The following is a 24,275-nucleotide window of genomic DNA, read 5'->3' on the forward strand; positions in this document are numbered from 1 at the left end:
AAATCAGGCCGGGAAGGCGAGGGGCTTGTCCTTCTCGACGATGAAGGTGGCGGCGATCTTCGAAGCTGCCGGACCGTTCCTGCCGCCATGCGGCACGCCGGGCGGCACCTGGAAGCCCTCGCCCACCTTGTAGGTGCGGGCCGGCTGGCCCTCGATCTCGAGCATCACCTCGCCCTCCATGACGACCGAGGATTCGACGCCCGGATGGGTATGCCGGGCGATGACGGCATCCGGCGCGATCTCGATCGTCATGAGGATGGAGACCTTGCCGTCGCCCGGATAGTCGATGGTGCCGAGCATCTTGCGGCTGACGCCACCGGTCTGTGCCTCGGCCCTGGTCGCCACCAGCCCGACCGCCGCGCACAGGGCGCAGCCCATGAATCCCCTACGAGAGCGCATCCGTCCGTTCCTTCCCCAGACGCACGGATGCTAGCGAAGGGCCACCCGGGAGCATAGGCTTTCCACCAGCCGACAAGGGAGCGTCCCCATGCGCCAACGCCTGCTCGCGCCCGAGCCCTCGCCGCCCTCGGTTTTCCTCGACCCGGCCAGCATGCCCTGGGAGGAGAGCGCCTTCCCCGGCATCCGCTCCAAGACGCTCTACAGCGACCCGTCGGGCATGTGCACGCTGCTGCTGAAGCTCGAGCCGGGCGCCGAGGTGCCGCTGCACGAGCACACGGCGATCGAGCAGACCTATGTGCTCGAAGGCCGCTTCATCGACGAGGAAGGCGAGTGCCTGCCGGGCCAGTTCGTCTGGCGGCCACAGGGCAACACCCATGTCGCCTGGGCGGGGCCGGAGGGGGCGCTGATCCTCGGCATCTTCCTCAGGCCGAATGTCTTCGCCGCCGGGCAGAAATTCTTCACGGCCGACGAGTAGGGGGCGGGTGGCCGGGCCGGGGGAAGCTGGCCCGGCCACCCTCTACAGCAGCTCCAACTGCCGCGCCGGAGCGGGGGTCTCCGGCGGCGGGGCGAACTGGCTGCAGTCCAGGGCCTGGGAGACGACGCGGCTATTGCCGAAGCCGAGCTTGCGCGCTGCCAGGTGAAAGCGGTTTGCCAGCATGTCGGCATAGGGGCCGGTGCCGGTCTGACGGGTGCCGAAGCGGCTGTCGTACATCGCCCCCGCCCGCGTCTCGCGGATCAGGGCGAGGATGCGGGCGGCACGGTCGGGGAAGTGGCTGCGCACCCAATCCTCGAACATCGCCCGGATCTCGAGCGGCAGGCGCAGCAGCACATAGCCCGCGCGGGTGGCGCCGGCCTTGCAGCTTTCGGACAAAATGCGCTCCAGCTCCGCATCGTTGAGGCCGGGGATCATCGGCGCGGCCAGCACGCCGGCCGGGATGCCCGCCTGGGCCAGGGCCTGGATGGCCTGAAGGCGCCGCAACGGCGCGGCGGCGCGCGGCTCCATCCGCCGGGCGAGGGCCGGGTCGAGCGTCGTCACCGAAAGGCAGACATGGACGAGGTTGCGCTGCGCCATGCGCCCGAGGATGTCGAGGTCGCGCAGCACGCCGGCCGACTTGGTGACGATGGTGACGGGGTGGGAAAAGCGCTCCAGCACCTCCAGCACCTGGCGGGTCAGCAGCAGGGTCCGCTCGACCGGCTGGTAGGGGTCGGTGTTGGCGCCGAGCGCGACCGGCTTCGGGACATAGCCGGGGCGGCGCAGCTCCTTCTCGAGCAGCGCCGGCAGATCGGGCTTGAAGAGCAGCCGCGTTTCGAAGTCGAGGCCGGGGGAGTAGCCGATATGGGCGTGGCTCGGCCGGACATAGCAGTAGACGCAGCCATGCTCGCAGCCGCGGTAGCTGTTGATGGAACGGTCGAAGCCGATATCGGGGCTGTCGTTGTAGGTCAGCGCACTCCGCGACCGCTCGCGCAGCAGCGTGGTCGGCAGCGGCGGCAGCTCCGCGAGGTCGGCCAGGCTGTCCCAGCCATCGTCGAAGGCCTCCCGCGCCGTGCTCTCGAAGCGGACGGGCGGGTTGGAGAGGGCGCCGCGGCCCTTGCGCGCGCCCGGCAGGAGGGCGGAAACAGACGATCCGTCCGGCATGGCGACCGTTCCTTCTCTGTTCTGCAGAAAACTGCCAAGCCCAAAGGGAACTGTCAAGAACATCGTGGGAACGCTTGGTTAAAGTGCTCTTGGAACAAAGCCTGACCGTCATCATCCCGGCACTGAACGCGGCGGCCAGCCTCGGCGCGGTGCTGTCGGCCTGCGCCGGGCTGCCGGCGGTGGTGGTGGATGGCGGCAGCACAGACGGGACGGCCGCGATTGCACGGGCGGCCGGAGCTCGGGTGATCGCCGCGCCGCGCGGGCGGGGAGGGCAGCTCGCGGCCGGGGCGGCGGCAGCCACCGGGGCGTGGATGCTCTTCCTCCACGCCGATACCAGGCCCGGCCCCGGCTGGAGCGAGGCGGTGGGGGCGGCGATGCAGGACCCGGCGCGGGCGCATTACTTCCGCTTCGCCCTCGACGATCCCTCGCCCGAGGCGCGGCGGCTGGAGCGGGGGGTCGCCTGGCGTTGCCGGGTGCTCGCCCTGCCCTATGGCGACCAGGGGCTGCTGATCCACCGGGCGCTCTACGGGCAGGTCGGCGGCTTCCGGCCGATCCCGCTGATGGAGGATGTGGACCTGGTGCGGCGGCTCGGGCGGCGGCGGCTGGCGCCGATGGCGGCCGAGGCGCTGACCTCGGCGGCGCGCTGGCGGCGGGAGGGGTGGCGGCGCCGCTCGGCCCGCAACCTGCTCTGCCTCTCTCTCTGGTTCCTCGGCGTGCCGCCGGGGGCGATCCGAAGGCTCTACGGATGAAGGGCGATGCGCTGATCCTGTTCGCCCGCGCGCCGCGGCTCGGCACCGTGAAGCGGCGGCTGGCGCGGGAGGCGGGCGACCTGGCGGCGCTTCGCTTCCACCGTGGCCAGGTGGCGCGGCTGGTCCGGCGGCTCGGGCATGACCGGCGCTGGCGCTTCCTGCTGGCGGCGACGCCGGACCGGGCACGCTGGCGGGCGGGGGTGGCGCTGCAACGCCAGGGCGGCGGCGATCTCGGGGAGCGGATGGCCCGCGCGCTCGGGCGGCACCGGCGGGCGGTGCTGATCGGCAGCGACATTCCGGCGATCGGCCCGGCCGATATCGCCGCCGCCTTCCGGGCGCTGGGGCGGGCGCATGCCGTCTTCGGCCCCTCGGAGGATGGCGGCTACTGGCTGGTCGGCTTCGGGCCGCGGCGGCCGGAGCATCCCTTCGCCCGGGTGCGCTGGTCCACCGAGCATGCGCTGGCGGATACGCTGGCCAACTTCCCCCGCCACCGGGTGGCCCTGCTGCGCCGGCTGCGCGATGTGGACCATGCGGCCGATCTGCGGGAGCTGGGACGGTGACCCCGAGGCGCCCCGGCAGGAAGGGCTTTTCCCGAAGCGGGAGCATGGCAGGATGCGGGTGGGAGGATCAGCCATGACCGCATCGCTTTCCATCGGCTTCCTGTTGTTCCCGAAGCTCACGCAGCTCGACTTCACAGGGCCCTACGAGGTGATGAGCCGGCTGCCGGGCGCCGAGGTCCGGCTGATCTGGAAGGAGGCGGGGCCGGTCCGCGCCGATACCGGGCTGACGATGATGGCGGATACCGCCATGGCGGAGTGCCCGCAGCTCGACATCCTCTGCGTCCCCGGCGGACCGGGGGTGGCGGGGCTGATGGAGGACGATGCGGTGCTCGGCTTCCTGCGGGCACAGGCGCCGGGACTCCGCTACCTCACCTCGGTCTGCACCGGGGCGTTGGTGCTGGGGGCGGCGGGGCTGCTGCGCGGCCGCCGGGCGACGACGCATTGGGCAAGCCATGACTTCCTTGCCGCCTTCGGCGCCGTGCCGGTGGAGGCGCGGGTGGTGCAGGACGGCAACCTCGTCACCGGCGGCGGCGTGACGGCGGGGGTGGACTTCGCGCTGACCATCGCCGCCGAGATCGCCGGGCCGGAGGCGGCGCAGGCGATCCAGCTGCAGATCGAATATGCGCCGGCACCGCCGTTCAACGCCGGGCGGCCGGAGACGGCGCCAGCCTCGGTGCTGGAAGCGGCGCGGACCCGCGGGGCAGGGATGCGGGCGGAGCGCGAGGCGCTGGTGCAGCGGGTGGCGGCGCGCCTCACCGCCTGACAAGCTGTTGCCCGATGCTGCGGTGCAGCGCACACTTGGGCGAATGGCCTTCGATCAGATCCCGCCCGCCGCCGAGCCCAGAACCGATGTGCGGCGGCTGATCCTGCTGCTCGGCATTTCCTGCTTCGCCGGGGCCTTCGGCGGGCGGGTGCTCGACCCCTTCGTCACGACGCTTGCCAGCGAGTTCGGGGCGCCGGTGCGGGAGGCGGCGCTGCTCGCCTCGGCCTATGCGCTGCCCTTCGCGCTGATCCAGCCGATCCTGGGCCCGGTCGGGGATGCGGTGGGGAAGCGGCGGATCATCCAGGTGGGGCTCTGCTGCCTGACCCTGTTCTGCCTGCTGGCGCCGCTGGCGCCGAGCCTCGGCGTGCTGCTGGCGCTGCGCGCTCTGGCCGGGGCGGCGGCGGGCGGGATCATGCCGTTGACGCTCGCCGCGGTCGGCGATGCGGTGCCGATCGAGGGGCGGCAGGTGGCGCTGAGCCGGCTGCTGGTCTTCTCGATCGTCGGGCAGATCGCCGGCGGGGCTGTGGCCGGCGCGCTGGGCGAGGTGATCGGCTGGCGCGGGGTGATGCTGCTCTGCGCCGGGCTGGCGGCGGCGGCGGCGTTGGTGATGCTGACCATCCCGCTCAGCCGGGTGCCGGAGCCGCGGGCGCGCTTCGACGCGGCGCGGGCGATCCGGCGGTACAGGGGAATCCTGGCGCTGCCGCAGGCGCGGCTACTCTACGCCGCGGTGGCGATCGAGGGGGTGCTGGTCTTCGGCACCTTCCCCTATTTCGCGCCGATGCTGGAGGGGCGGGGGCTCGGCGGCTCGCTCGGGGCGACGGCCGAAGCAGGGATGACCGTCGCCGCCTTCGGCCTGGGCGGCGTCGTCTATGCGATGGTGGCGAGGCCGCTGCTGGTGCGGCTCGGCCAAAGGCGGATGGTGATGCTGGGGGCGGGGCTGGCGGCGCTGGCGCTGGTCGGCTTCGCCCTGGCGCCGGCGGTGGCGGCCTTCATCGCCGCGGGGCTGGCGCTGGGGACGGGCTTCTACATGATCCACAACAGCATCCAGACGCGGGTGACGGAGCTGGCGCCGGAGGCGCGGGGCTCGGCGGTCGCGCTGCACGCCTTCCACTTCTTCGCCGGACAGTCGCTGGGGCCGGTGGTGATGGGGCTGGCGATGGCAGGGGCCGGCGTGGCGCCGGCCCTGGCGGTTGCGGCGGTGGCGATCCTGGCGCTGGGGCTACGCCTGGCGCGCCGGTAGACGGCCGGCGTCGCGGCGCTGCTCGAAGGCCTTGGCGTGGATGTAGGCCGCCTCGTGCAGCTCGTGCGGAATGCCGGCCGCCTGCGCCGCCTCCAGCAGGAAGCCGAGGATGTGGTCCGCCTCGATCCGCCCGCCGGCTTCGAGGTCGCGCAGCATGGAGGCCGCATAGGCCCCGGTCGGATCGGCGAAGAGGCGGCGGAAGTCGTCGATGAAGCCCGGCCGCACGGGGAAGCCATTGGCCTCAGCGATGGCCGCATTGCGCTCCAGCACGCGATGCATCAGCGCCGCGCCGCCCGGCGCGCGGGCGATCTCGCCGGTATTGGCGCGCATTAGCACGGTGCCGAGCGCGGTGGTCCCGAGATGGACCAGCTTTTCCCACATGCGCGCCATGATGTCGGGCACTGCCTCGGCGACCATCCCCTCGGCCGGCGCGGCGAGCGCGGCCAGCGCCCGCGTCCGCTCGGAGGCGCTGCCGTCCAGCTCGCCGAAGGTGAGCCAGCGCCAGTCGCTGAGCTGCTTCACCACGCCGCCCGGGGTCAGCGTCGCCTGGATCTTGGCGAGGCCGCCGAGGACCCGGCCTTCGCCGAATTCCCGTTGCAGGCGGGCGATGTGGGAAAGGCCGTTGAGCACGGGCAGCACCGCCGTCGCCGGGCCCATGGCGGGGCGAATGGCCTCGATGGCGGCATCGAGGTCATAGGCCTTGCAGGTGAGCAGGACGAGGTCGAAGGCGGGCTCGGCCGATGTCACCGTGCGGACGGGCAGGCGGGCATTGCCGAAGGGGCTCTCGATGACGAGGCCCTCCGCCGCCAGCCGCGCCTGGCGGGCGGGGCGGACGAGGAAGGTGACATCCGCCCCGGCCTGGGCCAGGCGGCCACCGAAATAGCCGCCGAGGGCGCCGGCGCCGAGGCAGAGGATGCGCATCAGCCGGCCTTCAGATGGTCCAGCAGTTTGGTCGTCGCCGCCGCCTTGTCGGTGCGGTCGATGGCGGCCAGCTCGGCGGCCAAGCGGTCCATCGCCTGCTCGTAGATCTGCCGCTCCGAGAAGGACTGGTCCGGCTGGCCGGCGTTGCGGTGCAGATCGCGCACCACCTCGGCGATGGCCACCGGATCGCCGCTATTGATCTTCGCCTCGTATTCCTGGGCGCGGCGGGACCACATGGTGCGCTTGATGCGCGCGCGGCCCTTGAGCGTGTCCAGCGCCTCCTGCATCGAGTCCGGCGCGGCCAGCTTGCGGAGGCCGGAGGAGGCAGCCTTGTTGACCGGCACGCGCAGCGTCATCCGGTTCTCGTCGAAGGTGACGACGATGACCTGGAGCGTCAGCCCGGCGGCCGACATCGCCTCGATGCCCTGGACGGTGCCGACCCCGTGGGTCGGGTAGACGACATGGTCGCCGGCCTTGAATTCCACGGGCTTCGAGGGCTGCCGGGGTGGGATGGAGGGGTGGGTGTCGCGGCGCATCGGCACCGGGCCGCTGGGCGGCGCCCCGCTCGAATAGGTCGGCAGGGGCGGGGGCAACGGGGCGGCGGCCTGGGCCTCGGCCGTGCCCTGCGGGGCCTCGGTTTCGGGCTTGCCGGGGGCGGGCTTGTCGGAGGCATGCTTGGCGGGCGACTTGGCCACCGAGGCGGCGACCGCGCGGGCGGGCTTCGTCTCGTCCTGACGCGCCGCGGAGCCCGAGGGACGGCCCGTCTCGGCCTTCGGGGCCGATGGCTTGGCGCGGGCGGGTTGCTTCATTCCGGGTAACTCTCCTGCGTCACCGGCGACGCCTCGCGGCGCCGGAGAAGGGCGCACAGATGGGGCTATCGCAAGGACTTGTCATCGGCTACGGACCGCCCGATTCATCGGCCGGGCCGAAGCGCTGCGGACAGGGCCATCCTGGGCACCTGCGAGGCTCGGACGAACCGGGACGGTTTCGCCATCATCCCGAAAGCATAGCATTATTTCCCTGGGATGTCACCCAGGTGTCCAGCCAGAGAGCGCCGTCGCAATCGTGAGACGCGCCAGCCCTCAGGGCTTGCCGGGATTGGCGCTGAACAGCTCCCGCTTGCCGGGCTTGTCCTTCCACTCGTCGGCATCGGCCGGCGGCTCGCCCTTGCGGGTGATGTTCGGCCACTCCGCGGCATAGCTGCGGTTCAGCTCGGCATAGGGGGCGGCGCGGTCGTCGCTGTCGGGGACGATGGCCTCGGCCGGGCACTCCGGCTCGCAGACGCCGCAGTCGATGCACTCATCAGGATGGATGACCAGCATGTTCTCGCCGACATAGAAGCAGTCGACCGGGCAAACCTCCACGCAGTCCATGAACTTGCACTTGATGCAATTTTCGATGACGACATAAGTCACGGCGGATCGGTCCCCAAGAGCATGATCGCCAGAGGCTGGAACGGCCGGAGGCGTGAATCATGCGACACAACATTAAGCCGGGGTTTGCTCGGCGATCCAGTGATCGCGGAGCACGCCCTGGCGCAGTCCATGCGGCGAGGCGGAGACATGGACCGGCACGGCCCGGCTGGCAAGCCGTCAGGCCGAAGAGTCGCCTGACATGTCTTCGAAGAGCAGCCGCGCCTCGCTCGCCGGCCCGCGCCGGTCGCCCAGCGCCAGCACGCGCCAGATCCGCACCACGCCGCGCTCGGCGCTGCCGAGGGCGAAGGTCAGCACGTCGCCCGGGCGGAGCTTGTAATGCGGCTTGTCAGTCGGCTGGCGGTTCACCCGGACGCCCCCGGTCTCGACGATGCGGGCGCAGGCGGCGCGGGACTTCGCCACCCGCGCGCACCAGAGCCATTTGTCGAGCCGCTGCCAGTCCTGGTCCTCAGCCTCCGCCACGGCCTAACGCAGCTTGAGCTGCGCCAGGATGGCGAAGGGCGAGTCGGGGTTGATCCGCGGCTCGGGCTTGCGCGGCGGCTGCGATGGGCGCGGGCCACGCGGCGGGCCGTCGTGACGCGGCCGCTGCTGGTCGCGCTGCTGGTCGGGCCGGCCCTCGCCGCGCCCTTCCTGACGGTATTGCGGCCGCCCCTCGGGCCTGCCCTCGGACCGTCCCTCTGGTCGCCCCTCGGGCCTGCCCTCGGGCCGTGGCCCGCGATGCTGCGGCGGGCCCTTGCCCTGATGCGGCGGCCGACCCTGGTGGTGATGCGGCTTGCCGTGATGCTGCGGCCGCGGGCCGCGCAGCAGCTCGGCCGGCACCGGCGGGCCGAACATCCCCTCCGGCAGGGCGGACGGCTGCGGCCGGGCCTGTTGCGGCGGGCGGCGGTCGCGTTGGCCCTGATGATGGGGCTGGCCCTGGGGCTGGGGCCGGCGGTCGCCGCCGCGGGCATGGTGCTGCGGCCGCGGCTGGGCGATGCGGAGCGGCGTCGGCGGGCCGTACTGCCCCTCCTCCAGCGCCTGCGGCTCCATCAGGCGGAAGCCGAGCGCGGTCAGCGTCACGCCGAGCGTATCCGCCTTCACCCCGAGCCGGCTGGCGAGGTCGGGCGGCGGCGGGGTAGGGGCGCGGCGCGTCAGGTAGCCGAGCTCGGCGGCGATGCGCTCGGCCACGTCGAGGCGAAGCAGCACCGGCCCCGCCTCGATCCAGCCGATGGTCGCCGCGAAGCCCTGCGGCCAGTCGGCCCAGAGCGGTGGCGTCGCCATCCCCGGCTCCGGCTTCTGCAAGGCGACGAGGCCCGGCGCCGGCAGGCCCGGCGTGTCGATGTTGCGCGACATGGCCCAGAGCTGGGCGCGCAGCGCCATGGCGCGCGGCTTCAGCGCCTCCGGCACGAAGAGGGCGAAGCGGCCGGCGCGGACGCCGATCGCCTTCAGCTTCTGCCGCAGGTCCGGATTGATGTTCCCCTCGGTGCCGCCGAGGGCGAGGCCCAGCTGCTCGCGCAGCAGGAAGGCCGGGCCGCGCAGCGCGCCCTCCGCCTCGGCCTTGGTCTCGATCGTCGCCAGGATGCCGAGCTCCTTGGCGACCAGGCCTTCCACGAATTTGGCGAGGCGGGCGCGGACGCGCTCGCGCTGGGCGCCGTCGAGGAACTCGCTCGGCAGCGGCTCGACCAGCGGCTTCGAAGGCTCTGAGCCGGGGCGGAGGCGGGCGACCTCGGCGATGCCGGCGCCGTTGTTCCAGGTGATGCGGTGGGCCGGCGTGAGGGCGAAGGCGTCGTCCTTCGCCACTTCGAGGGCGGCGACGCGGCGCGGCATCTCCTCCTTCAGGGCGCGGCGGGCGGCGCGGAGGATGAGCTTGCGCTGCTCCTCCGTCTCCGCCTCGGCCTCGGGGTGGAAGAGGAAGCCCTCGACCTTGCCGACCGGATGGCCCTCGACCACCACTTCGCCGCTGCGGGTGACGGCGGAGAGCAGCTCCTCCTCGGTGTCGTCGAGGCGGCGGATCAGATGGGCGGCGCGGCGGTCGACGAAGCGGGCGGTGAGGCGCTCGTGCAGCGCGTCGGAAACGGCATCCTCCGCCTTGCGCGCCTCGGCCTGGATGGTCGCGGCATCCTTCAGCCAGTCGGCGCGGGCGGCGACATAGGACCAGACGCGGATGCTGGCGAGGCGGGCCATCAGCGTGTCGAGGTCGCCCTCGATGCTGCTGCACTGGGCGATCTGGCCGAGCGCCCACTCGTCGGGCAGCACGCCGTCCTCGGCCAGGTGGCGGAAGACGCGGCTGCACAGCGCCGCGTGGCTGTCGTCGGAAAGCTTGCGGAAGTCGGGGATCTGGCAGGCTTCCCAGAGCAGCCGCACCCGGGCGCGGCTGGTGGCCAGCGCCCGCACCTCGTCCTCCCGCGCCAGCATGGAGAGGGTGATGTGGTCCGTCGCGTCGTTGCCCTTGGCGAGGCCGGGCTGCGGCGCCGGGGCGGCGAGGCTGTCGAGCAGGGCATCGATGCTGGTGAAGTCGAGGTCGCTGTTGCGCCAGGCCAGCGTCTGCAGCGGCTCGAAATTATGGGTCTCGATCTTGTGGACGATCTCGTCCGGCAGGGGCGGGCAGTCGCCGGTCACGCCGAAGGTGCCGTCGCGCATGCCGCGGCCGGCGCGGCCCGCAATCTGCGCGGCCTCCTGCGCGGTGAGCTGGCGCGGCTTGTGGCCGTCGAATTTCTGCAGGGAAGCGAAGGCCACATGGTCCACATCCATGTTGAGGCCCATGCCGATGGCATCCGTCGCCACCAGGAAATCGACCTCACGGTTCTGGTAGAGCGCCACCTGGGCGTTGCGGGTGCGGGGCGAGAGCCGGCCCATGACCACGGCGCAGCCGCCGCGGCGGCGGCGGATGGCCTCCGCGATTGCATAAACCTCGCCGGCGGAGAAGGCGACGACGGCGCTGCGCGGCGGCAGGCGGGTCAGCTTCTGCGGGCCGGCATGGGTGAGCTGGGAAAGGCGCGGGCGCGTCTCGATCTCGGCCTGCGGAATCAGCCGCTGGAGCAGCGGGCGGATGGTTTCGGCGCCGAGGAACATGGTCTCGACCATGCCGCGGGCGTTCAGCAGCCGGTCGGTGAAGACATGCCCGCGGTCCGGGTCGGCGCAGAGCTGGATCTCGTCGACGGCGAGGAACTCCACACGGCGGTCGAGCGGCATCGCCTCCACCGTGCAGGCGAACCATTTCGCCTCGGGCGGGACGATCTTCTCCTCGCCGGTGATGAGCGCGACGTATCGCTCCCCCTTGGCGGCGACCATGCGGTCATAATTCTCGCGCGCCAGCAGGCGCAGCGGGAAGCCGATGATGCCGCTGCTGTGCGCCAGCAGGCGGGTGATCGCCAGATGCGTCTTGCCGGTGTTGGTCGGGCCAAGCACCGCACGGACCCTGGCTTCGAACATTGGGGGATGGGTATCCGACATGCGGCGCAATGCATGGGCCGGATGGCGGCGGATTGCAACCTCATGCAAGGCCGGGCTACTCCGCACCGTGCTGTCTTCCCTGCCGATTCACCGCCTCCCATGAGCGCACCGCTGCGGTTCGCGCTGCTCTATGCCGCGCAATTCGCAACCGTGGGTGCGTTGCAGCCCTTCCTGCCCGCGGTGCTGGCCGGGCATGGGCTGACGCCCGGGCAGATCGCCGCCGTGCTGGCGCTGGCCTCGGCCGTGCGGCTGCTGGCGGCACCGGCGGTGGGGCGGGGGGCGGACGGCCTCGGCGATGCGCAGAGCATCCTCGTCCTGGCGGCGGGGCTCGCCGCCTGCATGGTCACGGGCTTCGCCTGGGCGCCGGGCTTCGGGGCCCTCGTCGCCGTCGCCATGCTGCATGCGCTGGTGAGCGCGCCGGTGGTGCCGCTCTCGGATGCGCTCTGCCTCGGGGCGGCGCGGCGGATGGGCTTCGACTATGGGCGGGCCAGGTCGGCGGGGTCGGCCAGCTACATCGCGGCGGCGGTGCTAGCGGGCTTCGCCGTGCAGGCGGTGGGGGCAGAGGCGGTGATCTGGATCGCCTCGCTCTGCTACCTGCTGACGACGCTGGCGGCGCGGGGGCTGCCGCGGCTGGAGGCGGCAGGCGCCGGGCGCAGCGGCTTCGCGGCGCCCTTCCGCGACCCGGCCTTCCGCTGGCTGCTGCCGCTCTCGGCGCTGATCCAGGGAAGCCACGCACTCTACTACGGCTTCGCCACGCTGCACTGGCAGGCGGCGGGGCTTTCCTCCGGCATCATCGGCCTGCTCTGGGGCGAAGGTGTGGTGGTGGAGGTGCTGCTCTTCCTCTGGGGGAGGCGGCTGGTGGAGCGGCTGGGGCCCGGCGGGATGGCCTTGCTGGCGGCCTCCGCTGGGGTGCTGCGCTGGAGCGTAACGGCGTACACGAGCTGGCTGCCGGCGCTGGTTGCGGTGCAGCTGCTGCATGCGCTGACCTTCGGGGCGATGCATCTCGGCGCCATGCGGGTGCTGGGCGGCCTGCCGCCCGGGCAGGCGGCGACGGCGCAGACGCTGCATGCCTCGCTCGGCACCGGGCTGGCGATGGGAGTGCTCACCTACCTGTGCGGGCCGCTCTACGCCACCTTCGGAGGCGGCGGATTCTGGGCCATGGCCGGCCTCTGCGCCATCGCCCTGCCCGTGGCGATGCGGCTGCGCGCCGTGCTGCGGCGGCGGCCGGGCTGAACCGCCGCCGCCGTTGGACGGCGATCGCGGGCGGGGGACAGACTGCCCAGTGGTCCGGCTTACGACGGAGTGCGGCATTCCATGCTGGTGCACACCATCCTCGACCACGTCATCGAGAGCGGCACCCTCACCGTGGGCGCTGACGCTGGCGCGGGATTGGGGGCGCGCGTCACCAGCATCACGCTGAGCGAGGAGCAACTCGGCGTCGCGTGGCAGCGGGCCCAAGAGGCTGGGTTGGCGGACCGGGTGCGGTTCGAGCTTCTGGACTACCGGAGGCTGCCGGGATTCCTTGGCCGACCGGTCGACCGGGTGGTCTTCGTCGGCATGTTCGAGCATGTGGGGATCGATCATTTCCACGGATTCTTCCGCAGCGTGAAGCAGGTGCTGAAGCCGGACGGGGTGGCGCTGGTCCATGCCATCGGACGGTCGAGCGGGCCGGGGCGACCAACCCCTGGCTGGCGAAGTACATCTTCCCCGGCGGCTATTCCCCCGTGCTGCCGGCGGTCGAGCGCTCCGGCCTTTGGATGACGGATATCGAAATCCTGCGGCTGCACTATGCCGAGACGATCCGGCATTGGCGGCGGCGCTTCGCGGCGAGTCGGGACGCGATCCTTTCGCCCCATGACGAGCGCTTCTACTGGATGTTCGAGTTCTACTTGGCGGGGCGGAGCTGGCCTTCCGCCGCTCGGACTACATGAACTGGCAGCTACAGCTCTCGCCGAGCGTGGGGGACTGTACCGCTGACGCGGGACTACATGGTCGATGGCGAGCGCGCAGCGGCCGGAGGGCGGGTTTCCGCCTGATCCAGGCAAGACCAGACGGGGAAGCCCCGTCCTGCCGTTGCGAATGAGCACGGGTTGCACAATGATCCCGATCAACAATGACTTGCCGTGTCAGCAGCATTGTTTTGGTTGACCTTCCAGTGAAATACGCCGTAACACCTTTTCGTGTTCACGGACTCGTTTGAATTGTCTCATTGAAGTGACGGAGGGTCGGAGTTTTGGCTAACTTTTACGAAACCTTTTCCAATGGCGTCGGCAAGCTCAATCATGCCTGGGGCAAGATCGATACCAGCGTTGCCGGACAGGTCACGCTCACCGGCAATGCGGGCATAATGCAGTGGCCGACGGGCGCGAGCGCCGGCAACGGCTACGGGCATTACGAGGTCGTCGCGGCGCTGAAGGGCAACCAGGCGGGCTCCGCCGTCATGCTCTGGCCGGGCAACGACAAGTGGCCGGGCACCGAGATGGACCTCGCCGAGATCCACAACGGCCGGGCCTACGGCACCGCGCACCACAAGACCGCCACCGGCGGCGACGGCTACCGCACCGTGACCTATGACGGCCTCGACGAGAGCAAGCCGCACAAGTACTCGCTCGACTGGACGCCGAACAAGCTCGTCTTCAAGGTCGATGGCCATACCTATGGCACCATCACCAAGAATGTCGGCAAGGACTTCGAGCATGGTGGCGTGGATGCCGTCTTCGGCATGCTGAACAACAACCCCAACACCTCGCTCACGGTCTACGAGGTCAGCTACACCGACACCTGGATCGGCTGAGCAGGCAACCGGGAAGCCACGCTGGGGGCAATCGCCGAGGTTGCCCCCGTTATCCACAGCCATCCCCATGATCCACAGGCGGCTGACTGGGCTAGACTGGCGTCATGAACACCATGGACCCGTCCGCCCCATTCGCCGGCCTCGATGGCGGCATGCTGGGCCTCTCGCAGAGGCTGCCGCCCTCCAACCTCCAGGCGGAACAAGCGCTGCTCGGCGCCCTGCTGGCCAACAACAAGGCCTATGAACGGGTTTCCGAATTCCTCGCTCCGGAGCATTTCGCCGATGCGGTCCATGGCCGCATCTTCCGCGCCATCCAGCGGCGGATCGAGGCGGGCCAGCTCGCCGATGTCGTGACCCTCAGGCCGGAATTCGAGCATTCCGGCCTGCTCGACGAGGTCGGCGGCCCGGCCTACCTCGCCCAGCTCCTTTCGGCCATGATCGGGATCATCAACGCCGGCGAATACGGCCGGATGATCCACGACGCCTGGCTGCGCCGCCAGCTGGTGGATGTGGGCGAGGAAGTGGTGAACCGCGCCTATGGCGCCGAGGCGGAGCTCGATGCCAAGGCGCAGCTCGAGGCGGCCGAGCAGCGCCTCTTCGACCTTGCCAAGGATGGCGGCTCCGAGGGCGGATTCGTCACCTTCGAGCGGGCGCTGACGGACGCGGTGCTGGCCGCCGAGCGGGCCTTCTCGACGCCCGGCGGCGTCTCCGGCCTGTCCTCCGGCCTGCGCGACCTCGACTCGAAGACCGGCGGTCTGCATGGCTCGGATTTGCTGATCCTCGCCGGGCGGCCGGGCATGGGCAAGACGGCGCTCGCCACCAAGGTCGCCTTCGGCGCCGCCCAGGCCCTGGTGCGGGAAGCACGGGAGAAGGGCCCCGACGTCCAGCCGCGCGGCACCGTCGCCATCTTCTCGCTGGAAATGAGCGCCGATCAGCTGGCGACTCGCCTGCTGTCGGAGGCCTCGCGCATCTCGGGCGACAAGATCCGCCGCGGCGACATCTCCCAGCGCGACTTCGACCGCTTCGTCGAGGTGAGCCGCGAGCTGGCCACCCTGCCGCTGGTCATCGACGACACGCCGGCCATCACCATCTCGGCGCTCCGCACCCGCTGCCGCCGGCTGAAGCGGACGCGGGGGCTCGAGTTCATCGTCGTCGACTACCTCCAGCTGATGCGCCCCGCGGCGGGCACGCGGCCCGAGAGCCGGGTGCTGGAGATCTCCATGATCACTCAAGGGCTCAAGGCCATCGCCAAGGAGTTGTCCGTCCCGGTGATGGCGCTGTCCCAGCTTTCCCGCGCCGTCGAGCAGCGCGAGGACAAGCGGCCGCAGCTCTCCGACCTCCGCGAATCCGGCTCGATCGAGCAGGACGCCGACATGGTCATGTTCGTCTACCGCGACGAATACTACCTGCAGCAGCGCCAGCCGAAGGATGTCGGCTTCGAGAAGGCGGACGACTTCGGCGAGGCCACCGCGAAGTGGCAGCAGGAGATGGAGCGCGTCCACAACCGCGCCGACCTCATCATCGCCAAGCAGCGCCACGGCCCGACCGGTACCATTCCGCTCTTCTTCGAGGCGGAGTTCACCCGCTTCGGCGACCTGGACCAGGCGCATATCGGCCATGACGGGCACTGAGGGCGTCCTCGTCATCGACCTCGGCGCAGTGGCGGCGAATTGGCGGCAGCTTGCCGCGGCGGCGCCAGGGGCTGTCGGCGCGGCGGTGAAGGCGGATGGCTACGGCCTCGGCGCCGTGCCGGTGGCCCGCGCGCTGCTCGCCGCCGGGTGCCGGCATTTCTTCGTCGCCCACCTGTCCGAGGGCGTGGCGGTGCGGGAGGCGGTCGGGCCGGGGCCGATGGTCGCCGTGCTGAACGGCTTCCCGCCCGGGATCGCGGGCGCCGAGGGGCTGGTGCCGGTGCTGAACGGGCTGCCGGATGTCGCGGCCTGGACGGCGGCCGCGCGGCAGGCCGGGCGGGCGCTGCCCGCCCTTCTGCATGTCGATACGGGGATGGCGCGGCTCGGCCTCGATGCCGGGGAGCTGGAGCGGGTGGCGGAGGATCACGGGCTGCTGGCCGGCCTCGACCTCCTGTATGTGATGACGCATCTGGCCTGCGCCGATGCGCCGGCGCATCGGCTGAACGCGGAGCAGGCCCGGCGCTTCGGGGCAGCCTGCGCGCGGCTGCCGGCGGTGCCGCGGAGCTTCGCCAACTCCTCCGGGCTCTTCCTCGGGCCGGATTTCGCCAGCGACCTCGGCCGGCCGGGCTGCGCCCTCTACGGCATCAACCCGACCCCGGGGCGGCCCAACCCGATGCGGCAGGCCGCCAGGCTGGAGGCGCCGATCCTGCAGGTGCGGGAGATTCCGGCCGGGGCGGCGGTGGGTTATGGGGCGAGCTGGGTGGCGTCGCGCCCCTCGCGGATTGCCACGGTTGCCGCCGGCTATGCGGATGGCTACCTTCGCGCCCTCTCAGGGCGGGCCACCGGCATCCTTGCCGGCCGGTCCGTGCCCCTGGTTGGCCGGGTGTCCATGGATCTGATTACCTTCGATGTGACGGATGTGCCGCTGCCTGCGCCGGGCGACCGGATCGGGCTGATCGGCCCTGGCCAGACGCCAGATGACCTGGCGGCGGCGGCCGGCACCATCGGCTACGAGATCCTGACCTCGCTCGGCGCCCGCTACCGCCGTGACTATACCGGCGCCTGATGGCGGCTATCCTGCTCGATCCGCTGGCGGCCATTGGCCGCGCGACGCTCGGCGCTTGCCGGGCGGTCGGCGATGTCGCCCTCTTCGCACTCGAAGGGGTGAGCCATCTGGTGCGGCCGCCCTTCTACGGGCGGTTGTTCTGGCGGGCCTTCCTCGAGGTTGCCTGGTTCTCGCTGCCGGTCGTGGCGCTGACCGCGGTCTTCACCGGCATGGTCCTCGCCCTGCAAAGCTATACCGGCTTCGCCCGCTTCAACGCGCAGAGCGCCATCGCCAGCGTCGTCGTCATCTCGCTGGTGCGCGAACTCGGGCCGGTGCTGGCGGCGCTGATGGTCGCCGGGCGCATCGGCGCCAGCTTCGCCGCCGAGATCGGCACCATGCGCGTCACCGACCAGATCGACGCGCTGACCACGCTCTCGACCAATCCGATGAAATACCTGGTGGCGCCGCGGCTGCTGGCGGCGACGCTGGCACTGCCGTTGCTGGTGCTCGTCGCCGACGTGCTTGGGGTGATGGGCGGCTGGCTGATCGGCACGCTGAAGCTCGGCTTCGTCTCGGCCGCCTACCTGAAATCGACCTTCGACTTCCTCCAGACCGGGGACGTGATCTCGGGGCTCGTCAAGGCGGCCGCCTTCGGCTTCATCATCGCGCTGATGGGGACCTGGTGCGGCTACCGCAGCAAGGGCGGCGCGCAGGGCGTGGGCGGGGCGACGACGGCGGCGGTGGTTGCCTCCTCCATCCTCATTCTGGCGCTGGACTACGTGCTGACCGAGATCTTCTTCGCGCAATGAGCAACGGATCCGATGACCGCATGGCGCAGGCGGGGCCGGGCACCGCGGGCCTGAACCGGTCCGCCCTGACCAGCACTCCGAAAATCCGCATGCGCGGCGTGAGGAAGGCCTTCGGGCCGAAGCGCGTGCTGGACGGCGTCGATCTCGACGTGGCGGCGGGGCAGGGGGTCGTCATCCTCGGCGGCTCCGGCTCCGGCAAGTCGGTGACCATCAAATGCATCCTCGGGCTGATCACGCCGGACGAGGGCGTGATCGAGATCGACGGCGTCGACGTGCTGCGGCTGCCGCGGCGGGAGCGCGAGGCGCTTGGCGACCGCATCGGCATGCTGTTCCAGAACGGCGCGCTCTTCGACAGCCTGCCGGTCTGGGAAAACGTCTGCTTCAAGCTGCTGGCGCAGAACCGCATCACCCGCGCCAAGGCGCGCGACCGGGCGGTGGAGGTTCTGGCCCAGGTGGGGCTGGCCGAGACGGTCGGCGACCTCTCGCCGGCGGAGCTCTCGGGCGGCATGCAGAAGCGCGTGGCGCTGGCGCGGGCCATCGCCGCGCAGCCGGACATCATCTTCTTCGACGAGCCGACCACGGGGCTCGACCCGATCATGGGCGCCGTCATCGACGGGCTGATCGTCGACTGCGTGAAGCGCCTCGGCGCGACGGCGGTCTCCATCACCCACGACATGGCCAGCGCGCGGCGCATCGGCGAGACGGCCGCGATGATCCACAAGGGCCGCATCGTCTGGACCGGCCCGGCCGGCAATCTCGGTCATAGCGGCAATGCGATGGTCGACCAGTTCGCCAATGGCGAGCGCGAGGGCCCGATCCAGATGGAGCTGCGCCGGTAAGCGCCCTGGACACGGCCTCAGCCGCAGGCGTTCACTCCTCCCACACGGGAGGAACCAAGCCATGACCCCCACCGAGCGCGAGCAGGTGAAATCCGACCTGCAGGCCTATGTCGCCCGGCACGGCCTCAGCATCCACGACCTCGCCGCGCAGATGAAGTCGAGCGGCCGCAAGGTCGATGCCAAGATCCTGCACCGCTTCCTCGACCGCGGCCTGCTGGTCGACGACACCGTGCTCGCCGTCTATCGCGGCTTCGTCGACAACCCCGCCTGAGCATCGCCGCCGCTTTTCCTCGCTTTCCGCTCCCGGCATGACGCATCCTCCCCGTGCCGGGCGGCGCCCCGGGCGTCGCCGCGGCCAAGGCTTCGCTTGGGAGGAACAAAGCATGCACAACCTGACCCGCAGGGCGACGCTTGCCCTCGGCGCCGCCGCGCTCGCCGGCCCGGCACTCGGTCAATCCGCCATCCCTCGCCGCGACGTCACGCCGCCGCGCCTGCCGCCGGAGCAGGGGGCGAGCCTCCGCATCATCCGCCCCTCGCGCTTCGTCGAGCCGGACGAGGTGATCTTCCGCCGCAACGCCCAGGCCTTCCAGGACCGCTACAATATCCCCGTCCGCATCGACTTCGTCGGCTGGGAGGATATCCGCCCGCAGACCGCGGTCGTCGCCAATACCGGCAGCGGGCCGGACATCGTCATCGGCTGGGCCGACGACCCGCATATCTACCAGGACAAGGTCATCGAGGTCTCCGACATCGCCGAGTATCTCGGCCAGCGCTATGGCGGCTGGATGTTCCTCGCCGAGAAATACGGCAAGAAGGACCGCTCCCAGACGTGGCTCGGCCTGCCGATCGGCGGGAATATCGGCCCGGCCAATTACCGCATCTCCGCGCTGAAGCAGGCCGGGTTCGACGCCGTCCCGCAGGACCATGCGGGCTTCCTCAAGCTCTGCCAGGCGCTGCGCCAGGCCGGCAAGCCGGCGGGCTTCGCCCTCGGCAACGCGGTCGGCGACGGCAACGGCTTCGCCAACTGGCTGCTCTGGTCGCATGGCGCCATGCTGGTCGATGAGGACGGCAAGATCGCCATCAACAGCCGCGAGACCGTCAATGCGCTGACCTACCTGAAGGAGCTCTACCCGACCTTCGTCAACGGCACGCTCTCCTGGTCCGACACCTCCAACAACCGGGCCTTCTCGGCGCAGGAAATCTGGCTGACGGCCAACGGCGTCTCGCTCTACTTCGCCGTCAAGAACGACCCGAACACGCGCCCCATCGCCGAGGACATGAACCATGCGCTGATGCCGCGCGGCCTCGCCAGCGCGCCGCCGCACTCGGCGACGGTGATGAACGCGATGATCTTCCGGCACACGCGCTACCCGAACGCCGCCAAGACCTTCCTCGCCTTCATGATGGAGGCTGAGCAGTACGACCCGTGGCTGCTCGGCTGCCTCGGCTACTGGGCGCATCCGCTGAACGCCTACAAGCAGAGCGCGGTCTGGACCTCCGACCCGAAGCTCGCCGTCTTCGCCGACACGATGAACATGCCTTTCTGGAGCGGCTATCGCGGCCCGATCAGCCTCGCTTCCGGCGCCGTCGCGGCGGATTACGTGCTGATCCAGATGTGCGCCTCCGTCGCTTCCGGACAGGCGACGCCCGAGGCCGCGGCGCGCGAGGCGGAGCGCCGGGCGAAGCGGCACTACCGGAGCGGCTGAGCGGGTGGGGCGGGGTTGCGCCCGTCCCCTTACTCGAACACGCCGGGGCCGAGCTTCCGCTCGTAATGCTTCGAGTACTTGTCGGTGATGAGCTCGGTCTTCACTACGATGCAGACATCGGTGGTGTTGAACTGCGGGTCGAGCACCGCGCCGTCGCCGACGAAGCCGCCGAGGCGGAGATAGCCCTTGATGAGCGGCGGCAGGTCGTTCTGCACCGCGCGGGTATCGAGCCCGGACGGGGGCAGCCGGTCCATCGGCACGTAGCGCTCGGGAAGCGCCCGGGGGCGGAGCGCCGGCGGCGCCAGATGATGGGAATGGAGATAGGTCAGCGCCGGGGCCAGGGCATCGAGATCCGTCCCCGGCAGGCTGGCGCAGCCGAACATCACGTCGATCCGGTGGCGGAAGACATAGGCCGCGATGCCGCGCCACAGCAGTTGCAGCGTACCCCGCGTGCGATGGTTGGCACCGACGCAGGACCGGCCGAGTTCGAGGATCGGACCGGGCAGGGCGACCAGCGGGGCGATGTCGTACTCCGCCGCCGAGTAGAAACCGCCCACGGCCCGCGCCGCCTCGCGCCGGATCAGCCGGTAGGTGCCGACGACCGAGGCCGGGCCCTCGCCGAGGTCGTGGTCGATAACCAGCAGATGGTCGGCGACGGCGTCGAATGCGTCGCGGTCACGGGCGGTGGCCAGCGTCTCGGCATCGGGATGGGCGCCCATCTCCTCGTAGAAGACGCGGAAGCGCAGCGCCTGGGCGGCATCCACCTCCTCCGCCGTCTCGGCGATGCGGACGCCGAGGTTGCCGGCGCGCAGCTCGCCGAAGCCGGTACCGGCGGGCGGCGCGGGCGCCGCCGCGAGGGGTTCGGCCCTCATACCTCGTCCCGCGGCTTGGCCGGGCGGCCGGCAGGCGCCTGATCCTCGGGGAAGCGCCGGCCGAACAGCTCCAGCCGGTGGTCCACCAACGCGAAGCCTAGCCGCGCGGCGATCTCCTGGACGATCTCGAGGTGCCGGGGGTCGGCGAATTCGATCACCTTGCCGGTATCGACATCGATCAGGTGGTAGTGCTGGCCGCGATCCGCCTGGTCGTAGCGGGCGCGGCCGCCGCCGAAATCGCGCCGCTCGAGGATGCCCTTCTCCTCCAGCAGGCGGACGGTGCGGTAGACGGTGGCGATGGAGATGCGGCTGTCCTGCGCCACGGCGCGGCGGTACAGCTCCTCGACATCGGGGTGGTCCTCGCTCTCCGAGAGCACGCGGGCGATGAGCCGGCGCTGCCCGGTCATCTTGAGGCCGCGCTCGATGCACATCCTCTCGATGCGGGAGATGCCCTCACGGTCGGCGGAAGCGGGCGTATCCATGCGGCTGGCGAGTTGCCCTTCCTCTGGGGTCGCTGGGATCGGAAGGGCGACCATAGACCGATGCCGCGTCCGCGACCATGGCGGAGGCAGCCCTTGGTGCTCCCCCTGGCCCGCGAGCCCCGGAGGCTACGTCCAGGCTACTTCCAGGCCACTCCTTCTCCCGGGGCCTTAGGCCGTCTTGGCGGCTGTGGCGGGGGTGGCCTCGCGTCGGCCGGCCCGTGGCGGACGGCCGCGCGGCTTGGTGCCGAGGCCGATCTTCTTGGCGAGTGAGGAGCGATGCTTGGCGTAATTCGGCGCCACCATCGGATAATCCGAACCGAGCCCCCAACGCTCCCGGTATTGCTCCGGCGTGAGATTGTAGGAGGTCTGCAGATGCCGCTTCAGCATCTTGAGCTTCTTACCGTCCTCGAGGCAGATCAGGTATTCGGGGGTGATCGACTTCTTCACGGGAACGGCCGGCTGCGGACGATCGGGTTGCGGCTTCACCATCGGCTGACCGACCGAAGCCAGCGTCTTGTATACTTCCTGAATCAGGTTCGGCAGATCAGCCAAGGCGACCGGATTGTTGGATACATGCGCCGCAACGATTTCGGCGGTCAGTCCAAGCAGTTCGGTCGAGGGGGAATCTTCAGCCATCTGGCACGTCTTCCTGTTTGAAGTCTCCGCCCTATAGTACCTGTCGAGGCCGTTTCGCAATCCGTTTCGGATGATTGAAGGGCAAGAAACCTTGAGTTTTGTAAGCGCGAAAGAACTGACTGGTGACCGTCAGATCGACATCACAGCGGAGACTTGCCCGATGACCTTCGTTCGCACGCGGTTGGCGCTGGACAGGATGGCATCGGGCGAAACCCTGCTGGTGCGGCTGCGTGGCGAGGAACCGCGCCGCAACATCCCGAAAACCGCCTCGGAGCAGGGCCATGCGGTGCTGGCCGAGGCAGAAACCGGCGACGGGACGGTGCTGCTGCTGCTCAGGAAGGGCTGAGGCTGCGGCGCAGCACCAGCGCATCCTCGCCATTCGCATAGTAACGGCGGCGGCGGCCGACCCCGGCGAAGCCAGCGGCGGCATAGAGGGCAAGCGCCGCTTCATTGCCCGCAGCGACTTCGAGGAACATCTCGGCGGCACCGCGGAGGACCGCCCCCTGCAGGGCAGCGCCGAGCAGGGCGGCGCCGAGGCCGCGGCAGCGGGCAGCGGGGGCGACGGCGAGGGTCAGGATCTCCGCTTCGCCAGCGGCGGCGCGGGCGAGCACCAGCCCCTCCGCCGGGTACCAAAGGCCGAAGGCGCCGGGCATCTCCAGCATCAGCCGCATCGCATCCGGCCCCCAGGCCTCGGCGGGGGGGAAGGCCAGGGCATGCAGCGCGGCCAGCGCCGGCGCATCCTCCGGCCGGGCCGGGCTCACCCCGGCCGCCGCACGGCGGGGGGCTCGACATAGAGCGGCCGGGCGGCAAGCGGCGGCAAGGCGCCATCCAGGCGAAGGGCCGCGACCCGCGCCGCCGCAACGGCGGAGGGCAAACGCGCCTCGCCCAGCAACGCATCGGCGCCGCGCGCGGCGAGGCGGGCAGCAACGGTTGGCGCGGCATCGCCCACCACCGCCACCGGCCCGCCAGGGCGGGGCAACTCCGCCTCGGCGACCACCTCAGGTACCCCCTCGGTCCGCAGGCTACCGGGCGGGAAGCGCTCCAGCATCACCCGGCCGCGCCGGTTGTCGATCACCGCCCAGATGGCACGAGGCCCAAGCGGCAGGGCCGCCGCCAGCGCCTCGCCCGTGGTGACGCCGATGGCCGGCCGCCCGGCCCCGAGCGCCAGCCCCTCGGCCAGCGCGAGGGCGGCCCGGATGCCGGTGAACCCCCCCGGCCCGACCACGGCCGCGACGGCATCGAGCGCCGTCGCGGCAACCCCCGCCTCGCGCAGCACCGCCTCGACCATGGGCGGAAGCAGGGCGGCATGGCCGCGGTCGCCCTGGGCGGCGCGGGCCGCGAGCACCTGGTCGCCTTCGACCAGGGCGGCGGAGCAGCCGGCCAGCGCGGCGTCGAGGGCGAGGATCAGCGCCATGTCAGAGCGCGAGTTCGACCATCACCGGCACATGGTCGCTCGCCTGGGTCCAGCCGCGGGCGGGCTTCAGCACCTGATGGCGGGTGAGCGAGCCGGCCAGGTCCTGGCTGACCCAGACATGGTCGAGCCGGCGGCCGCGGTCGGACGCCTCCCAGTCGCGCGCCCTGTAGGACCACCACGTGTAGAGCTTCTGCTCCGGCGGGACGAAGTGGCGGAGGGCATCATGCCAATCGCCGGCCTGCTGCCAGCCGGTCAGCGCCTCGACCTCGACGGGCGTGTGGGAGACGACGCCGAGCATCTGCTTGTGGCTCCAGACGTCATGCTCGAGCGGGGCGATGTTGAGGTCGCCGACGAGGACGCTGCGGCTGGCGGGGCCGCGTGCCCGGGTCCAGGCCGTGGCCTCGGCGACGAAGTCGAGCTTGTGGGCGAATTTCGGGTTGGCCCCGCGGTCGGGCGTGTCGCCGCCGGCGGGGACGTAGAAATCATGCAGCTCGACCGGGCCGCCCGGGACATCGAGGGCGACGCCGAGATGCCGGCAATCGCCCTTCGCGCACCAGTCCGGGTCGTCGGCACGGACCTCGAAGGGGATGCGGGACAGCACGGCGACGCCGTTGTAGCCCTTCATTCCGCGATGGGCGATGTGCGGGAAGCCGACCGCCCGCAACTCCTCCAGCGGGAAGAACTCGTCCGGGCACTTGGTCTCCTGGAGGCAGAGCACATCCGGGTCGAGCGCCGCAATCAGCCCGGCCAGCAACGGGCGCCGCAGTCGGACGGAATTGATGTTCCAGGTGGCGATGCGGAGGGTCCGGCCCGATGCTGCGTTCGGCATCGCCGAGGGATAGACGGGCGGGGCGGGGGCCACAATAGCGCGGCCCCTGCCTGGTGACCTTCCGCAGCTTTACTGCGGAAGGCGTGCC

The 24,275-nt window shown here is 71.0% G+C and carries 27 protein-coding genes and 1 pseudogene; 15 read left to right on the top strand and 13 right to left on the bottom strand.

Translation table 11 applies throughout. From position 1 onward, the window contains the following. Positions 1-3: 3 nt before the first annotated feature. Positions 4-399 (bottom strand): cupin domain-containing protein, encoded by a 396-nt coding sequence (locus LH62_RS10345; RefSeq protein ID WP_043361081.1) that lies wholly within the window; start codon positions 397-399, stop codon positions 4-6. An 88-nt stretch (positions 400-487) separates the two neighbouring features. Between LH62_RS10345 and LH62_RS10350 the strand changes: the two genes are divergently transcribed. Next, on the top strand, positions 488-874 hold the full coding sequence (locus tag LH62_RS10350; protein ID WP_043361085.1) for a cupin domain-containing protein: 387 nt from the start codon (positions 488-490) through the stop codon (positions 872-874). A gap of 42 nt (positions 875-916) precedes the next feature. Here LH62_RS10350 and LH62_RS10355 read toward each other — a convergent pair whose 3' ends face one another. Further along, complete coding sequence (locus tag LH62_RS10355) at positions 917-2,035, bottom strand: PA0069 family radical SAM protein (RefSeq protein ID WP_043361088.1); 1,119 nt, start codon at positions 2,033-2,035, stop codon at positions 917-919. 83 nt (positions 2,036-2,118) lie between these two features. On the opposite strand from LH62_RS10355, the gene LH62_RS10360 reads away from it, so the two are divergent. The 4 genes from LH62_RS10360 (at position 2,119) to LH62_RS10375 (ending at position 5,347) form a co-directional block, all read left to right on the top strand. Continuing rightward, the gene (locus LH62_RS10360; RefSeq protein ID WP_236552524.1) at positions 2,119-2,784 is read left to right on the top strand and encodes a TIGR04283 family arsenosugar biosynthesis glycosyltransferase; all 666 of its coding nucleotides are present in this window, start codon (positions 2,119-2,121) and stop codon (positions 2,782-2,784) included. Continuing rightward, entirely contained in the window at positions 2,781-3,344 is a 564-nt protein-coding gene (locus LH62_RS10365; protein WP_043361090.1) for a TIGR04282 family arsenosugar biosynthesis glycosyltransferase, read from the top strand. Before LH62_RS10360 ends, LH62_RS10365 begins: the two co-directional genes overlap by 4 nt. Positions 3,345-3,417: 73 nt before the next feature. Next, a complete protein-coding gene (locus LH62_RS10370; protein WP_043361092.1) occupies positions 3,418-4,107 on the top strand; it encodes a DJ-1/PfpI family protein in 690 nt (229 codons plus the stop codon). Between the two features lie 43 nt (positions 4,108-4,150). Then, positions 4,151-5,347 (top strand): MFS transporter, encoded by a 1,197-nt coding sequence (locus tag LH62_RS10375; protein ID WP_052214103.1) that lies wholly within the window; start codon positions 4,151-4,153, stop codon positions 5,345-5,347. On the opposite strand, the gene LH62_RS10380 is transcribed toward LH62_RS10375, so the two are convergent. The 5 genes from LH62_RS10380 to LH62_RS10400 form a co-directional block, all read right to left on the bottom strand. Beyond that, positions 5,327-6,268: a ketopantoate reductase family protein gene (locus LH62_RS10380; RefSeq protein ID WP_043361094.1), complete on the bottom strand. Its 942-nt coding sequence runs from the start codon at positions 6,266-6,268 to the stop codon at positions 5,327-5,329. The genes LH62_RS10375 and LH62_RS10380 overlap by 21 nt on opposite strands. Then, entirely contained in the window at positions 6,268-7,077 is an 810-nt protein-coding gene (locus tag LH62_RS10385) for a CarD family transcriptional regulator (protein ID WP_082012468.1), read from the bottom strand. Before LH62_RS10385 ends, LH62_RS10380 begins: the two co-directional genes overlap by 1 nt. Before the next feature lie 273 nt (positions 7,078-7,350). After that, positions 7,351-7,683 (bottom strand): ferredoxin FdxA, encoded by a 333-nt coding sequence (gene fdxA, locus LH62_RS10390; RefSeq protein WP_043361096.1) that lies wholly within the window; start codon positions 7,681-7,683, stop codon positions 7,351-7,353. 177 nt (positions 7,684-7,860) lie between these two features. Continuing rightward, on the bottom strand, positions 7,861-8,163 hold the full coding sequence (locus LH62_RS10395) for an RNA-binding S4 domain-containing protein (protein WP_043361097.1): 303 nt from the start codon (positions 8,161-8,163) through the stop codon (positions 7,861-7,863). A gap of 3 nt (positions 8,164-8,166) precedes the next feature. Next, positions 8,167-11,112 (bottom strand): helicase-related protein, encoded by a 2,946-nt coding sequence (locus LH62_RS10400; protein WP_144404436.1) that lies wholly within the window; start codon positions 11,110-11,112, stop codon positions 8,167-8,169. Positions 11,113-11,232: 120 nt separating this feature from the next. On the opposite strand from LH62_RS10400, the gene LH62_RS10405 reads away from it, so the two are divergent. From LH62_RS10405 to LH62_RS10445, 9 genes and pseudogenes are all read left to right on the top strand, one after another. Next, positions 11,233-12,366 carry an MFS transporter gene (locus tag LH62_RS10405; protein WP_043361101.1) on the top strand — a complete coding sequence of 378 codons (1,134 nt, stop codon included), beginning with the start codon at positions 11,233-11,235 and terminating at the stop codon, positions 12,364-12,366. Positions 12,367-12,502: 136 nt separating this feature from the next. After that, positions 12,503-13,169, top strand: a pseudogene (locus LH62_RS10410) (class I SAM-dependent methyltransferase); the annotation flags it as partial. Positions 13,170-13,366: 197 nt separating this feature from the next. Then, entirely contained in the window at positions 13,367-13,927 is a 561-nt protein-coding gene (locus LH62_RS10415) for a family 16 glycosylhydrolase (RefSeq protein ID WP_043361103.1), read from the top strand. Between the two features lie 104 nt (positions 13,928-14,031). Continuing rightward, entirely contained in the window at positions 14,032-15,558 is a 1,527-nt protein-coding gene (locus tag LH62_RS10420) for a replicative DNA helicase (protein ID WP_043361104.1), read from the top strand. After that, the gene (gene alr / locus LH62_RS10425; RefSeq protein WP_043361106.1) at positions 15,545-16,621 is read left to right on the top strand and encodes an alanine racemase; all 1,077 of its coding nucleotides are present in this window, start codon (positions 15,545-15,547) and stop codon (positions 16,619-16,621) included. The genes LH62_RS10420 and alr overlap by 14 nt, the downstream gene beginning before the upstream one ends. Further along, entirely contained in the window at positions 16,621-17,409 is a 789-nt protein-coding gene (locus LH62_RS10430; RefSeq protein WP_043361107.1) for an ABC transporter permease, read from the top strand. Before alr ends, LH62_RS10430 begins: the two co-directional genes overlap by 1 nt. A 20-nt stretch (positions 17,410-17,429) precedes the next feature. After that, positions 17,430-18,248 carry an ABC transporter ATP-binding protein gene (locus LH62_RS10435; protein WP_052214106.1) on the top strand — a complete coding sequence of 273 codons (819 nt, stop codon included), beginning with the start codon at positions 17,430-17,432 and terminating at the stop codon, positions 18,246-18,248. A gap of 61 nt (positions 18,249-18,309) precedes the next feature. Continuing rightward, complete coding sequence (locus tag LH62_RS10440) at positions 18,310-18,519, top strand: hypothetical protein (RefSeq protein ID WP_043361108.1); 210 nt, start codon at positions 18,310-18,312, stop codon at positions 18,517-18,519. Between the two features lie 112 nt (positions 18,520-18,631). Continuing rightward, a complete protein-coding gene (locus tag LH62_RS10445) occupies positions 18,632-19,954 on the top strand; it encodes an ABC transporter substrate-binding protein (protein ID WP_043361110.1) in 1,323 nt (440 codons plus the stop codon). 29 nt (positions 19,955-19,983) lie between these two features. On the opposite strand, the gene LH62_RS10450 is transcribed toward LH62_RS10445, so the two are convergent. The 3 genes from LH62_RS10450 to LH62_RS10460 all read right to left on the bottom strand — a co-directional run bounded on the left by LH62_RS10450 (position 19,984) and on the right by LH62_RS10460 (position 21,944). Then, positions 19,984-20,826 carry a GNAT family N-acetyltransferase gene (locus LH62_RS10450; RefSeq protein ID WP_052214108.1) on the bottom strand — a complete coding sequence of 281 codons (843 nt, stop codon included), beginning with the start codon at positions 20,824-20,826 and terminating at the stop codon, positions 19,984-19,986. After that, positions 20,823-21,308, bottom strand: a complete 486-nt coding sequence (locus tag LH62_RS10455) for a Fur family transcriptional regulator (RefSeq protein ID WP_043361112.1) — start codon at positions 21,306-21,308, stop codon at positions 20,823-20,825. Before LH62_RS10455 ends, LH62_RS10450 begins: the two co-directional genes overlap by 4 nt. Before the next feature lie 168 nt (positions 21,309-21,476). Beyond that, positions 21,477-21,944 carry a MucR family transcriptional regulator gene (locus LH62_RS10460; RefSeq protein ID WP_052214111.1) on the bottom strand — a complete coding sequence of 156 codons (468 nt, stop codon included), beginning with the start codon at positions 21,942-21,944 and terminating at the stop codon, positions 21,477-21,479. Between the two features lie 160 nt (positions 21,945-22,104). On the opposite strand from LH62_RS10460, the gene LH62_RS10465 reads away from it, so the two are divergent. Next, positions 22,105-22,290, top strand: coding sequence for a sulfurtransferase TusA family protein (locus tag LH62_RS10465; protein WP_236552525.1), 186 nt, complete (start codon positions 22,105-22,107; stop codon positions 22,288-22,290). On the opposite strand, the gene LH62_RS10470 is transcribed toward LH62_RS10465, so the two are convergent. Genes LH62_RS10470 through LH62_RS10480 form a run of 3 tightly spaced genes read right to left on the bottom strand, consistent with a single transcriptional unit; the run spans position 22,277 to position 24,187 of the window. Continuing rightward, positions 22,277-22,705, bottom strand: coding sequence for a GNAT family N-acetyltransferase (locus LH62_RS10470; protein WP_043361115.1), 429 nt, complete (start codon positions 22,703-22,705; stop codon positions 22,277-22,279). The two genes, LH62_RS10465 and LH62_RS10470, sit on opposite strands and share 14 nt — an antisense overlap. Then, complete coding sequence (tsaB, locus tag LH62_RS10475; protein WP_052214114.1) at positions 22,702-23,358, bottom strand: tRNA (adenosine(37)-N6)-threonylcarbamoyltransferase complex dimerization subunit type 1 TsaB; 657 nt, start codon at positions 23,356-23,358, stop codon at positions 22,702-22,704. The genes LH62_RS10470 and tsaB overlap by 4 nt, the downstream gene beginning before the upstream one ends. 1 nt (position 23,359) lies before the next feature. After that, entirely contained in the window at positions 23,360-24,187 is an 828-nt protein-coding gene (locus LH62_RS10480; RefSeq protein ID WP_043365527.1) for an exodeoxyribonuclease III, read from the bottom strand. Positions 24,188-24,275: the final 88 nt, after the last annotated feature.

Origin of the sequence: Belnapia sp. F-4-1 (assembly GCF_000802185.1) — a bacterium.
Lineage (GTDB): Bacteria > Pseudomonadota > Alphaproteobacteria > Acetobacterales > Acetobacteraceae > Belnapia.